The following is a 14,193-nucleotide window of genomic DNA, read 5'->3' on the forward strand; positions in this document are numbered from 1 at the left end:
TGTGAGACTGAGAAAGGCGAGTAATTTTTAAGGTGTTATCGACGTTTCATATTGTCGTAATGGGTAGTGATCTCTGTAAAAACGACCATCATAGGGGCTATTTTTGTGCGGTTTGAACGCGTTGGAATGACAGGGTGGATGGCTCGAAAAACATCCTTTCTCGACCCTGTCACCATCGTACTCTTTATCATCTGGAAGTCGGCGAGGTATTGAGGTGGAGAGTTTCATGAGGGCATCAACACTGGCATGGATTTTTCTCATAAAGCCATTGTTGCTTTGACTAAAGCCTTCCTTTGCTCATTGGTGAAACTGTAGCAAATATAGGAAGTTTCATTGACTTTAGCGTGCATGTATCTCTCGCCATGCGTATCCAACATGTAGAACATGGGGAAATAGACGATTATCTTGTATGAGCCGAGCCTAGATTGCAGAGGGGCTGGATTACGTGATGAGCTCTTCTAAAAGGCAGGTGAGAGGATAGGTGCCATTGAACATATTCGTGTGCCATTGTCTCCTATTATAGTTTTATTGGCACTGATTTTGTCGACAAGCAAAGGAGTGATGGCGTGCCGTTCTGGAAGCCTTTAACAGCATGTCAGATGTTTCGTTATTATCGTGTAGAGGAGCAAGAGGAGCCGGCAGCCTGTAGCATCGGAGAGGGTTCGCTGGGTTGGTGATATAGGCCTCTCCAAGCCTTGTCCGTTGTTAAGAGGAAGGTTCCGTCAGTGCTAACAAGGGGGCCGCCTTTAATAAGGTTTCATGATATTCCCGCTGGGCATCAGAAGGCCAGGTGATCCCTCCACCTGCACCAAGAGAAAGCTGGTGAGCGGTGGCGCTGATACTGCGAATAATAACCGAACTGTCGAGGCTGCCATCCCACCCAAGACGGAACAGCGTGCCGCAATAAGCCCCGCGGGATGAGCGTTCGACCTCATCAATAATCTCTAATGCGCGATGTTTAGGGGCTCCGGTGACAGAACCGGGCGGGACTGTTGCTGCGAGGAGGTCTATCCCGTCGAGTGTGTTTTTAAGTATGCCTTGAACAGAAGAGACAAGATGATGGACATGCTCAAACCGTTCGACCGCGCATAGTTGTGGGACTGTGACAGAACCTAGCGCACAGACGCGCCCAATATCATGGCGCATCAGGTCGGTAATCATGAGGTTTTCTGCGAGTTCTTTGGTGTCTTGAGCCAGAGCGGAACGCAGGGCCTCATTGCGCGTTGGGTCTGGGTCAATTCCAGTTGTGCCTTTGATGGGGCGTGTCTCGATCGTGCCATCAGGCGAGAGGCTTAAAAATCGTTCAACAGACGCGCTCAGGAGGCTGATATTGGCGGTATGGAACCATGCGCCAAAAGGGGCAGGGCAGCGCGTGCGCATGCGTTGATACAGTGAAAGGAGGTCAAGCCTTTCAGGGCGAGAGCTGTGCCAGCGCATGGTGATATTCGCCTGAAAAATATCGCCATGTTGAATGTAAGAGCGCACCTTGTCGATCGTGTGATGCCAGGCTTGCTCATCATAGTCTGCCTGCCAGTTTAAGGGTGGCAGAGTGGACGAAGGAAGAGGCGTTTCAGGTAAAGGCGGCGGGGGCGTTCCGTCAGGGCTGACCCACCATAGAGCCTGTTCACGGCGATCAATCACAAAGAGATCACGGCAGGCGAGTGCTGTCAGGGGCGGTGTGGACAGAGGATGGCGCGAGCGCAGGCCTTCACAGGCGAGGCCCGCTTCATAACTGGCAAGACCGATGACGCCGCCGCTAAAGGGGAGGTGCTCACAGTGAGGAGAGGCGGGGGGTGTGTGCTCACGCCAGAACTGGCGCAGCGTGTTCCAATAGGCTGAGGGGTCAAACCCAAGGATACTCAAAGAGGCCGAAGGGCGTGGGCAGAGAATGCTCCACCGGTGGCGGTCTTGCTTGGGGTCGCCTCCACTATCGAGAAAGACGCTCTGAGGCTGGTTATGACACAAGGCGAGCAGGCGTTCCGGTGGGCACCAAGGAAGCAATGTGCAGAGCGGCGCTGAAGTGGGCATGGGCAGAGGACAACATCACCAGAAAGAATGAAATAGGGGCTACTGTGTCAGGACGGGATGTCCTCTGGCAAGCCCCCTTTGGTCGTTCCAATCGTGTAGAGATACTGGCGTGTCATAATGGCGTGATATGGGGCGATTAAGAATATCACGTAAAATATTCACCCGATTGGGAGGTCGTGAGTGTTTCATAACCATTGTTTTTTTCTGAGATGTGACGTCTCAATTTATTGAGTGGTTACACTATGGATTGCACGTTAATTATGTGTAAGAATTGTTGATTTACAGGATGTTAAGTTGTCAGGAAAGAAAAGGGATGTTTCTTTACTCTCCAAGAATAGAGAGGCTGTTTTGCTTGGCGCATGAAGGCCTCATGAGAGGAGAGAAGCGTGAAGAAAACCTCGTCTATGAGAACATCCCTTGCCATGTTGGTTGGTATCGCAGGGCTTATGAGTGGCTGCGCAGGGGTGGATGGATCGTCTAACCGTCCACTTTTCTCCACTCAGCCACCGCTTGATTATGACGACCCCGTTTTAGCGACGGAAGAGGCGGTTCTGCAATGCCGGAAAGGCTATGAGGGAAAGGAGGGGCAGCCTCCTTTATGGGCCGGCTTAGAGACGTGTGAAAAGTCGTCATTTGTGTATTGGACGATTGATCATTCTTTGGACAAAAGCACGATAGACGGGGTGACAACACGTAATCATACGCTTTTGGCGCAGGCCCAACAAGGGCGCCTTTCGGCAGAAGAGGCATGGTTGCAGTTTATGATGGCGATGGAAGGAGCGGCGGTTGATCGTTCCGCTTCAGAACGCACGTCTTATGCAGCTGAGTATGATCAGGCAGAGACGCAGCAACAACATGCCTGTGCGCGTCGCTATAGCGGGCATGAAGCGCCGAACCCGCATTACAGGGCTTTATGTCATAACATTGCTTATCTGACCTGGGCACGTCGGATGGGGGGCTATCGTCTGTCAGATTTAACGCCCGTTTTAGACGCAAATCTTGCGAATGCGCAGGATGAACAAGACGGTCATTACGATATGAAAAAATCTCTAGACCGTTTGCAACAGGCGCATGGTCAGGTCAATCAACGCGCTGGGCAGCATGCAGAAGCACCTCCTTCAGAGCAGCAAGGCACTGTTCATTATGCAGGAGTAGACTCTGTTTTGCGTGTTTGGCACCAGTGATGGTGTTTGGAGGATCAAGAGAGGGTAACAGTCCTACATATTGTTTTGAAGATGGAATAATAAAATGATGAATATGTCAAACGTAAAGTGGTCGGCCTTATTGCTCGGAGCCACGTTTCTGCTGAGCGGTTGTGAGAGTGCGGGGATGCGTTCTCATCCTGAGAGAAACGCGGAAAAAGGGGGGACGGCTGGGAGAATTGCAGGCTGTATTATATGGGCTCCGTATTGTGTGCCGTATGAGGTCGTCAAAAATATTCCGACATTGTTCCCAAAGGTGGACCCGAAAGATGAGAGTGACCCCGTGCGGTCAACGCGGGGAGACATTCAAAAGTGCCGTGTGCATTATATGGGAAAAGAAAACCAGCCTACGCAATGGGAAGCTCTGGAACGGTGTGAAAATGATGTCTTTGACCAATGGGCTGCAGGTGGGCCATTGACCTACGATGCGATTGAGGCGGTGCATCGTGAAAATAACGCTCTTATTACGGCGCAATCACAGGGGAAGATGTCCACTGAAGAGGGGTGGTTGCGCCTGAATATCGCGATGGAAATGGCAACCGTGCCCATAACGGACACAGCGCACCTCAATCCCGAGATTGACCGAGATAAGCTGCGAGACTGGCAGAACGAGCAATGTGATTCTCGTTACGATGGCCGCACAGAGCCTGTGGCGCATGACAGGGCGCTTTGCCGTATGGTGGCTTATACAGCGTGGGCACGGCGTTATGGGGGTTATCAAGCGTCTGATCTCTCTCCCATGATGGAGGCCAATATCGCTCTTGAGAATGACACTCGTCATGATGAAGATTATATCAAAGCCAACCTTCAATCTGCGCAACAGCAGGTGGATATTAAAAGGAATGAGCGTGAGCAGGAGGCTGCCCGTCAGGAGCAGGAAGACAAAGAGAAAGAGGCCCAAGCTCAGAAATTAGCAGAATGGCAGGCATCACCCGCCTATAAGGCGCAAGTGCGTGACGAGACGTTGGGGCATTGCGCGCATATCGCCTCTGCTCATGCTCAGGAACAATGTGGGGTAAATGCGTGGTATCGTTGGGGAAAAGACAGTGACGTGCCCGTTGCGATTATCACAGCGGCGGTTCATGGCACGCAAAGCATCGCTCAGCAGCGTGAGCAAGGCACCTTGTCTGCTGAGCAAGCTCAGAGAGCATTAGCGCGTGTGAAAGCAGAAGCAACGGCGCGGTATGAGGCGCATATGCGGCAAGTTGAGGCAGAGCGGGCGAAGGAAGCGCAACAGCAAGCCGAAGCCCAAGCCGCTCAGGAGCGTGAAGCAGAGCGTGCGCAAGAGGAAGAGCAACGTCGAGAGGCCGCAGAGCAAGAGCAAGTGGATCGGATTAAATCCGCTGTGAGGTCGGAAGTTTCCAGCGCGCTGGATGATGCGCGCTCAAGGGGCTTTACGTGCGATCATGTTGGTTCATCTGTGCGCTGTACGCCTAACTGAGAGGGGAAGGCATCTTCTCCATTGCCAGAGGGACGGAAGAATGGTTGTCTGCAATCATCAAAGACGTTGTTAGGCATGCTGGATGAGGCGTGTTTATTATTGAGTGAAGAGACGGCCATTTATGACGACCATACACACTGTTAAGTCACTCATTATGTCGCTTGGGGCGGCGGCTTTATTAACAGGCTGCCTCAATGCAGGGGTGCATAATGCAGGTCTTAATGATGGTGCTGGGGGGGAGCGAGGTTTTGTCACGCCGCAACGGATGAGCACGAGAGAAGATGCTGTCTGTGCGATTTTCTCTTTCCCGTGTGTTCCTGTCTTAGCTGAAGAGAATATTCGCGCTCTTTTCCCGAGGAAAGACCCCAAAGATGGCAGTGACCCTGTGCGCTCGACGCGCGATGACATCGCACAATGTCGTGCGCGGTATGAGCAAAGCGAGGGCCGTGCTGCGCAGTGGGACGATTTGGAAAAGTGTGAGAATGGCAGCTTCCAACGCTGGGCGTCGGGTGGGCCGATGCGTCCAGCGATGGTTCAAGCCGTGCTCGCACAGAATCACTGGCTTTTAAGCCAAGCGCAGCAGGGGGTTCTAGCGCCTAAAGAGGCATGGCTACAGTGGCGTGTGGTGATGGAAATGAGCGCGCTAGATATTCCTGACCCTGCGCGGGCGAATAGTCGGATCAATAAAGATTGGCTGAAAGAATGGCAGGATAACCAATGCACGTCTTATTATGATGGCTCTAAGGCCCCAACGCCACATTATAAGGCTTTGTGTCATAATGCGGCCTATGTCGCGTGGGCGCGGCGCGCAGGTGGTTATGTTGTATCTGATCTCACACCGGTATTGAAGATAAACCTGACATTAGCGGACGAGCAGCAGCGTACAGGCCATTTTGACGCAAAAGCGGCTAATGTGCGTTTGTGGGAAGCGCAGGCTCAGGCCGAGCAGCTTAAAGAACGTCATACGTCGTGGGATGGCCCGTTCGCCTTTGATCAGAAGGACGTTCAGGAGGGACGAGAATCGTCTGATCGTAATAGAGAACTGCGTGATGAGGCGCTCGCAACATGCTCTTCTGAGCGCTCATATGGTGCGCGAGCACAATGTGTTGATAAAGCATGGTATGATTGGGCGGCTACTGTGGGGATTGAACCAGAGCGTGTGCGTGACGTTATCCAGATGCATGACCATGCTGTGCAACAGCGGGAGCAGGGGAAGAGTTCAGACGCCCAAGCCCCGTTTTCAGCAGGTTTTGCCTGTCACGTTGTGGGGAGCTCGGTTGAGTGCCTGCCTCACTGAATTAGGGGGCTCTCTTCTTGATGAAGACATTAAGCGTCCTCAAACCTCGTGGGACTCAGTCTGAAGTTACCCCCATCACATGTGCTGGAAGTAAGGTATGCTGCGCTTATGGCTTCCAGTGGTAGGAGGTCAGTGGGGGTGTTCCGTGAAGGCTTGTGACTGTGACAGGAGGCCATATTTTTTGCCGTAATATGACTTCAAGGAGCGAGCTTCGGATCTGACAAAAAGGCGTATATAGGGGGGCGTAAGGAGATGTTCTTCTATGGCTAGGGAGAAAGCAGCTCAAGGAGGGTTAAGGACTGTTCGTCCGTATTGAGAGACGGAAGCCAACCTTTCCCCCTTAGTGATACGTTACGAGCGCCTTCGCACAGAAAATGCTGCGCAAGCAATGGAACTGATGGCATGAATACATTTTAAGGCTCCAAGGGGATGAATCCTTAATGGATTGGGGCCGCGTTTATGCAATGACGGATGATAATATACAGCCTGTTCAGGAAGATGGGACGGATATTGAGATTCCACGTGTGAGCCAATTTTCTCCTGTCGCTGATTGTCCTGAGTTGGGATAGGCATAAGAGGAGCATGCTGCCTTAGCGTGGGTGTCAGATGGCGGGATAGAGAGCGGTGTGAGAAGGGCGTTGAGATGTCAGGCCGGATCCGTCCGGCAGGTAAAAAGCATGTCTGTTCTAGGGTGATTAGGGCCGTTGCGTTTAGAGGTTTCTTCCTAAATGGATAGACGACATGGCGGAGAAAAGCATTTATAACTCGTTAAAGAGGCGGTCTTTTCTGCTGTACGCTCTTTGTTTTTGCTCCATATCTTTTGGTGCAGTATGACGGGGCGTGATGATCGTGTCGTGTTGATAATGAGGTGTCTAAGCTCCGCAGAAGGCCCAGGCACGCTGAGGAGTGAATGATGCGATTTCAGACGATGTTAGCTGGTTTGTTGGGCGTGTTTGTGCTGTGCACGGCTGCTCATGCTGAGGAGGATCTATCAAACGCTCCTCCAAGGTTTGGTATCGCAGGGCTACCGTGCGAGCTCTATAATAATCCAGATGCTGATCATATTTCTATTCACCAGCTTGCCATTCCGTGGGTGCAGGGCCGGCTTTCTGGGATGGACTTTGTTAGGGTTGGTTTTGGAAACCAAAAGAGTTTTGGTTATTTGCCACGTGATGAACAAAATGTTGAATCTCGTCTTGATGATATCTGCCGTGCTCACCCAAGTTATAAATTGTATGTCGCCGCTGATCTTATTGCCCAGCAGTACAAACAAGATATTCAAGCAATGACATTCACAGATGGCGATGAGAATTATAAATGGTCTGTGGGTGTGGGTGGTGAGACCTGTACTTTCTTTAATGAGCATGAATATGATGGAGTTGGGTTCTTTACTTGGCAGTGGTTCGAAGGTGCCGTGGAAGGGATGGATAATGAACAGAAGAACATTGATGCGGATAAAGCTGTATTGGGAAGGATAAAAAACAAGGACGTGTTAGAGAGAGTTTTTGCGCATGTCTGTCATACGGATCCGAAAGAGAAAATTTCTTTTGCGAGCCAGATTGTTTACTTGAATGCTTTGAAGCGAGCTGCTGAAGCAGATCGAGGAAATTAATGATAGCTTCGCTTGCTCGGGGAATATGGGCTAAAGACAGAATGTACTAGCGTGTTTGCTTCTTCTCCTGTCGCTCTGAACTGGCACTGTGCGTGGGAATAGGTTATACTGACCGTCCCCTGTCATCCTTTTAGAAACTGGTGGACCTGTTTTGAGCGAGCCGCACGATCTTCTGCCTTCTGACCGCCTTCCAGTGACCATTGAGGAGGAGATGCGCTCCTCTTATTTGGCCTATGCGATGTCCGTGATTGTTTCACGTGCGCTGCCGGATGTGCGTGATGGTCTTAAACCAGTCCATCGCCGTATTCTCTACGCTATGCGGGAGAGCGGGTTTACCTTTGATAAAGCCTACCGTAAGTCAGCCCGCGCGGTTGGTGACGTGATGGGTAAATATCACCCTCACGGTGATAGCTCTATTTACGACGCCATGGTGCGTATGGCCCAGCATTGGTCTATGCGCGTTAAGCTCATTGATGGGCAGGGAAATTTCGGCTCTGTTGATGGCGATAGCCCTGCTGCCATGCGTTATACGGAAGCACGCTTGGCTAAGTCCGCGTCTTTCCTGCTTGACGATATTGAGCGCGACACGGTCAATTTCCAACCGAACTACGATGAAAGCGAGAGCGAGCCGCAGGTTCTGCCGGCAGCCTTCCCGAATTTGCTGGTCAATGGCGCCTCGGGAATCGCGGTGGGGATGGCGACCAATATCCCCCCTCATAACCCCACAGAAGTGATTGACGCCGTTCTGGCTCTGATCGCTAACCCAACGATGACGTTGGAAGAGCTGATGGAGATCGTCCCGGGGCCGGATTTCCCCACGGGTGCCATGATCATGGGTCGTAAGGGGATTCGTCAGGCCTATGAGACGGGCCGTGGTTCTATCCCTGTGCGGGCTTGCGCGGAAGTGGAAGAAATCCGTAAGGATCGTTTCGCCATTGTCGTGACGGAAATTCCGTATCAGGTGAACAAAGCCACGCTTCAAGAAAAGATTGCCGACCTTGTGCGCAGCAAAGAGGTTGAGGGCATTTCGGACATTCGCGATGAAAGCGACCGTTCAGGCATGCGCGTGGTCATTGAGCTGAAGCGTGACGCAACGCCGGAAGTGGTGCTCAATAAGCTCTATCGCTTCACCCAGCTTCAAACGAGCTTCAGTGTGAATATGCTGGCGCTGGATGAAGGGCGCCCACGCACGATGGGGCTGCGCGATGTGCTGGATGCGTTTATTCGCTTCCGTGAAGATGTCATCATGCGTCGTGCACGGCATGACCTTAATAAAGCGCGTGATCGGGGCCATTTGCTGGTGGGTCTCGTGCTGGCTGTGGCCAATATTGATGAGGTCATCGCATTGATCCGTTCGGCTCCCGATGCCGCAACAGCGCGCGAGCAGCTGATGGCGCGTGATTGGCCCGCCGGTGACGTTGAGCCTCTGTTGGAGCTGATTCATGATGACGGCAATGTCATCGTTGATGGGCGTGTGTATCTGACCGAGGCGCAAGCGCGCGGTATTTTGGAGCTGCGTCTGCAACGCCTGACCGGCCTTGAGCAGGAAAAGCTTCAAAGTGAGCTGGACGAGGTTAGTTCTAAGATTACCGAGCTTCTGGAGATTTTAGGCAGCCATATCCGCCGTATGGAAGTCATGCGGGATGAGCTTCTGGCCGCTCGTGCCGCGTTGAACACACCGCGCGTGACTGAGATTTCCAACGCGCTGGGCGATCAATCTGACGAAAGCCTCATTGAGCCGGGCCAGATGGTGGTGACCATCACGCGTGATGGCTTTATCAAGCGCACACCGCTGGATCTGTTCCGCTCGCAGAACCGTGGTGGGCGTGGCCGCACAGCGGCAGGGCGGCGCGGTGATGATGTGGTGGTGCGCAGCTTTAACGCCCATACCCATCAATGGGTGTTGTTTTTCTCCTCCGGTGGGAAGGCCTACCGGATGAAGGTATGGCATCTGCCCGAAGCCGCGCCAACAGCCAAGGGGCGCGCGCTGGTGAATTTGTTGCCAGAACTAGGCGACGATAGCATCACAGCGGTGCTGCCATTGCCTCAAGATGAGACATTGTGGGACGATCTTCATCTTGTCTTTGCCACAGCAAGCGGCAATGTGCGGCGTAACCGTTTGAGTGACTTCCGTAATATTCGTTCTTCTGGGCTGATCGCGATGAAGCTTGATGAGGGGGATTCCCTCATTGGGGTGGCGACGTGCCGTGAAGGGCAAGATGTCTTCCTCGCCACTCGTCAGGCACGGGCGATCCGCTTCCAGATCACTGATGAGATTCTGCGTGTCTTCGCAGGGCGTGGCAGCACGGGTGTGCGGGGCATTAAGTTGGCAGCTGACGATAAGGTCGTGTCCCTCTGCGTGCTCAATCATGTTGATGTAAGTGTGGAAGAACGCGCGATCTATCTACGCATGGCCAATGCGCGCCGTCGTGCCGCTGCGGCTGCCCAACTGGGCGAAGGTGATGAAGACAGCGTGGATAGCACGGGCGAGGCAGATGACAGCGCCTCGATTGAAGGAGCGTTGAGTGATGAACGTTTCGCGGAGCTGGAAGCTCAGGAAGAGCTATTGCTGACGGTCACCGATACAGGCTTTGGTCGTCGTTCCTCTGCGTATGATTATCGTGTGTCTGGCCGTGGTGGTCAGGGCATTACGAACATGACGTTCAGCACGCCGCGCCGTGGCCGTGAAGTGGTCGGCACGATGGCAACGCTGGATGGCACAGATGTCATGATGGTCACCGATACAGGCCGTCTGATCCGCTTGCCTGTGGCGCAAGTGCGTGTGATGTCGCGTCAGGCCGGTGGTGTCACCTTATTCCGTGTGAATGGGGAAGAGCGCGTCATTAGTGTCTTCCCTGTGCTTGAGAGTGAGGAAGACGACGCTGCTGATGCTGAGGGAGCCGTTGAGGGAGCTGCGGGAGATACAGACTCTGAGACTTCTGCGGAAGAAAAGGCGTCTGCGCAGGAAAACACTACTGAAAGCGATGCGGATGAGTAATCCGCGCGTCGGTTTTTACCCCGGCACGTTTGATCCGATCACCTTTGGGCATCTGGATGTGATCGAACGAGCGGCGGCTTTGTTCGAGCATGTCGTGATCGGTGTTGCGGTCAATGACGAGAAGCGGCCGCTTTTGAGCTTAGAAGAACGGCTCGAGAGCGTGCGTCACGAAGTGTCTCGTTTGCCTCACGGAGCACGGATTGACGTGGTGGGGTTCGATAACCTGCTTGTTGATGCGGTGCATCAGGCTGGGGCGGGTACCGTTATTCGTGGGTTACGCTCCGCAGGGGATTTCGATTTCGAGACCCAGCTTGCGGGGGCTTTGCGCCGTTTAGCACCCGAGATTGAGACGGTGTTTTTACTGTCGTCAGAAGAGCATCGCACAACGGCGAGCCGTATTGTGAAAGAGATCGCCCGGTTAGGGGGGGATATTTCCCCTTTCGTGAGCGCTGATGTCGCTGCACGTGTGCTCCACAAGCTTGGACGCTCATAAGCGCGTGCGGCGTGAAATATAAAAGGAAAGAACCATGACAGAACATACCGTAGCGTCTGGTGATAAATTAGTGTTGGAACTGCCAGAAGGAAAGGTCGTCATCGCTTTACGCCCCGACCTCGCTCCTAAGGCAGTTGAGCGCCTGAAGCTTCTGGCAAGTGAAGGTTTTTATGACGGCGTGCCCTTCCACCGCGTGATTGAAGGCTTTATGGCCCAAAGTGGTGACCCAACCGGCACCGGAACCGGCGGAAGCTCTTATCCTGACCTGCCTGCTGAGTTTACCCGTGAGGCGTCTTTTGAGCGTGGCACGTTGGGCATGGCCCGCACCATGCAGCCTCATTCCGCGAACAGCCAGTTCTTTATCATGTTTGACAAAGTGCCATCCCTAGACGGGCAATATACCATTGCTGGTCAGGTCATCGAAGGTATGGAGCATGTTGATAAGGTCAAACGTGGCTCTGGTGCTTCTGGCATGGTGAGTGAGCCAGACCATATCACACGCGCTTATATTGAAGCGTAAGAACGCGTTATTGCGTTGCCTGTTCTGTGTGAACAGATGGGCGGATCGCTGAAATGAGGGCCTCTCAATACGTTCCCGCTGGGGGTGTATGGAGAGGCCCTTTTTGCGCCAGCGATCTGGCTGTGAGCCTGAACACACAGTACTATCCATCATGTGCTGGACGTGACCAGAGACCATGCTCAGGCGGAAAAAGCTCACCAATAATAGCCCATTCTTCGTCTGTTAAATCACCGCGCATCTGCTCTCTCTCTTCTCCAATGAGAAGACGGCATCACGTGCAAAGACATTTGAAAAGATTGTTTGTCAACGCAGCCTAGTTGATATTTTTGCGGTTTGTCTCGGTGTCATAAACCGTTCTATCTGGTCTTCTAGTGCATCGCAGACTGCGTGGATTTTGGTCGTCAGTGTCTCTCGTAAGCGCTCGATGGCTTGATCTTCTTCTTTTTAGAGGCTCCAGTGCTTTGCTGATGGGCTCGGATGATCGTGTTATCAATCATCATCGTTTTATTATTATGGAAAATTCGCTTAATCACACGGCTTTCGTGCTAACGGTGTAGGTGTCATGTTTTCTTAGTTTTCTAAATGTGAAGGAAGCGTACGCGACGGACAGCCAATAGGTAAAACATACGGCATCCCGTTAAGTCACGACGTATTCAAGGCGCCCTAATGTCAAACCCCGGGACTATGCTAGCCGGTTAAGGGGTTGGTTGCGATAGCTTCCGTCAGTCCTTCCAGTATGCAAAGGCCGCAGTGCTCTACAGAAAAAAGACTGGCGGCGTTACCGGAATTACAACCACCTCAAGAAGATGCGACGCATCGCGCCATGCTACGATAAGACTCCCTCGTCTTTCATGGGCTTATTCAATCTCGTTGCCGTCAAATGATGGCTGCCCCCTTTTGTTAACAGAACCGAGGACTATCCTGCTGTGATGGCTGATGAAGGAGTAGTTCTCCGAGAAAGTTCATGACATTGTCTGCTGTTAGGGCATGGAGGGGCGTAGAATGCTGGTGTGGTTTTCCTGCGTGCTCGTTAACGGATAGGCATCATGAAGATCAGGGCCCTTGTCGTTCTGTGGGAAGTGTGTGAACAGCTCATCCTTTCTGACATTAAGCGGGTAAAAACGTGTCTTTCTCTATGGCGACAAGGAAGAGAGGCTCTGAGAGATATTCTAAAGAAATAATCACTTTTCTTTGAAAGCCCCCTTGACGCTAGGGGGTGCTTCCCGTAGATAAAGCCCCACACGGAGAACCGGTAGCTCAGTTGGTAGAGCATTCGACTTTTAATCGAATGGTCCTGGGTTCGAGTCCCAGCCGGTTCACCATGTTCCCCTTTTATAAAATGATATGTTGTTAGTCGTTGGGTTGTTCCATCGTTTCAATCCTCGTCAGATAGTCTTTAATTGTTTCAACTACGCGTTTATTTGTTAACGATGGCTGCTGTGCGTAAAGTAATTTTGCCTCGCGGTAAGATGTTTGTATCTCATTAAGAGCAAAATTCTTGAGGACGTGGTCATCTGGAGATTCTATGTATAGTTGGAAAGCTGCACCTGCATTACCCAATAATTCTTCTATTCGATAGTCCTGCTGGGTATTTCGCAAGGATCTCTGCCCAGCCATCGTCCCTGTAGCCTGCATCAGCCCTTTCAAATCCTGTACTTCTGATAGAATCATACTCATTTGAGCGGCTTGTGGGTCTTTGGGTGGTTTGGGTTGCGCGGGCTCGGTGAGTGAGAGGAGGCGGATGAGGGAGTTGACGTTACTTTCATCATTACGATGCGCATAGGTTTCTTTAAGACTAATGGTGAGTTTCTTTTGAACATCCAGAACATCATCATAGCGCATATGACGAGAATATTCAGTGTAGCGTAGAGAGCTGATGTCAAAAATCTGAGCCGTACCTTTTTCTTGCATAAGCACGGTTGGTTTATCGAAGGCTTGGCGTAACCCAAGTTCAAATAAAACATTTGGGTTGCGGCCGCTGAGATCGCAGATCACCATCTCGGCGCTTAGCAAATGTTTGAGAATATCAACATGGATAAGGTTGGTACGTCCGACGTCATCTGCACGGATGGGGCTAAAACCTGCTTCTTCACAAGAGGGAATGATAATATTGCGGTAGACACGCCCGAAATGTCCTGGATCATAGCCCTCCATATCGGCAATGGGCATGACAACAAAACATTGAGGGCGTTGGGAAGAGGCGGGTTCGGATAAAGCAGAGGATTTTTTGCGTGTCATACAAGCTTCTTTTGACGAGGTATTGTCTGTATTCTGCACAAGAGTATGACAAGAAGTGCCATAAAAAACGAGTCCTCAGGAGATGGAAAAATACGTCGACGGCATTGTGACTCAGGTTTATTAGGTATTGAAGAAGAGAATACGAGGCTTAACGATACCGTTATTTTTTCTGATCTGAGTTGGTTGTCTGGGGGCACCGATTGAGGAATTTTGTCCAAAGGGAAAGACGCCACCCAAGAACCGCCGGCGGATGATTTCTGCTATTTTCTGGCGGCATCAGAGCGGTGCGACATGACGTGCTTTGCCCTCTGAGTTCCAGTCTTTGGTGGATGGCTGCACAATGGTGCATTCGGTGGTCGAAAAT

At 51.9% G+C, this 14,193-nt stretch carries 10 protein-coding genes and 1 tRNA gene; 9 read left to right on the plus strand and 2 right to left on the minus strand.

Features of this window, described 5'->3' with window-relative positions:
- Positions 1–705 precede the first annotated feature (705 nt).
- The gene (locus tag F457_RS0107540) at positions 706–2,028 is read right to left on the minus strand and encodes an anthranilate synthase component I family protein (RefSeq protein ID WP_018980526.1); all 1,323 of its coding nucleotides are present in this window, start codon (positions 2,026–2,028) and stop codon (positions 706–708) included.
- 386 nt (positions 2,029–2,414) lie between these two features.
- Between F457_RS0107540 and F457_RS0107545 the strand changes: the two genes are divergently transcribed.
- The 9 genes from F457_RS0107545 to F457_RS0107595 all read left to right on the plus strand — a co-directional run bounded on the left by F457_RS0107545 (position 2,415) and on the right by F457_RS0107595 (position 12,913).
- Positions 2,415–3,212, plus strand: a complete 798-nt coding sequence (locus F457_RS0107545; protein ID WP_156809397.1) for a hypothetical protein — start codon at positions 2,415–2,417, stop codon at positions 3,210–3,212.
- Between the two features lie 64 nt (positions 3,213–3,276).
- A complete protein-coding gene (locus F457_RS13330; RefSeq protein ID WP_018980528.1) occupies positions 3,277–4,671 on the plus strand; it encodes a hypothetical protein in 1,395 nt (464 codons plus the stop codon).
- A 121-nt stretch (positions 4,672–4,792) separates the two neighbouring features.
- Positions 4,793–5,968 (plus strand): hypothetical protein, encoded by a 1,176-nt coding sequence (locus tag F457_RS0107555; RefSeq protein WP_018980529.1) that lies wholly within the window; start codon positions 4,793–4,795, stop codon positions 5,966–5,968.
- Between the two features lie 440 nt (positions 5,969–6,408).
- Positions 6,409–6,537 (plus strand): hypothetical protein, encoded by a 129-nt coding sequence (locus tag F457_RS14290; protein ID WP_018980530.1) that lies wholly within the window; start codon positions 6,409–6,411, stop codon positions 6,535–6,537.
- A gap of 341 nt (positions 6,538–6,878) precedes the next feature.
- Positions 6,879–7,580, plus strand: coding sequence for a hypothetical protein (locus F457_RS0107565; RefSeq protein WP_169584117.1), 702 nt, complete (start codon positions 6,879–6,881; stop codon positions 7,578–7,580).
- A 211-nt stretch (positions 7,581–7,791) separates the two neighbouring features.
- The gene (gene gyrA / locus F457_RS12570; protein ID WP_018980532.1) at positions 7,792–10,578 is read left to right on the plus strand and encodes a DNA gyrase subunit A; all 2,787 of its coding nucleotides are present in this window, start codon (positions 7,792–7,794) and stop codon (positions 10,576–10,578) included.
- Positions 10,565–11,071 (plus strand): pantetheine-phosphate adenylyltransferase, encoded by a 507-nt coding sequence (gene coaD / locus F457_RS0107575; RefSeq protein WP_040920978.1) that lies wholly within the window; start codon positions 10,565–10,567, stop codon positions 11,069–11,071. Before gyrA ends, coaD begins: the two co-directional genes overlap by 14 nt.
- Positions 11,072–11,105: 34 nt before the next feature.
- Complete coding sequence (locus F457_RS0107580; protein ID WP_018980534.1) at positions 11,106–11,591, plus strand: peptidylprolyl isomerase; 486 nt, start codon at positions 11,106–11,108, stop codon at positions 11,589–11,591.
- A 1,246-nt stretch (positions 11,592–12,837) separates the two neighbouring features.
- A tRNA-Lys gene (locus F457_RS0107595) sits at positions 12,838–12,913 on the plus strand.
- 28 nt (positions 12,914–12,941) lie between these two features.
- Here F457_RS0107595 and F457_RS12575 read toward each other — a convergent pair.
- Positions 12,942–13,829 (minus strand): hypothetical protein, encoded by an 888-nt coding sequence (locus F457_RS12575; protein ID WP_018980537.1) that lies wholly within the window; start codon positions 13,827–13,829, stop codon positions 12,942–12,944.
- Positions 13,830–14,193: the final 364 nt, after the last annotated feature.

This window comes from Saccharibacter floricola DSM 15669, assembly GCF_000378165.1.
Lineage (GTDB): Bacteria > Pseudomonadota > Alphaproteobacteria > Acetobacterales > Acetobacteraceae > Saccharibacter > Saccharibacter floricola.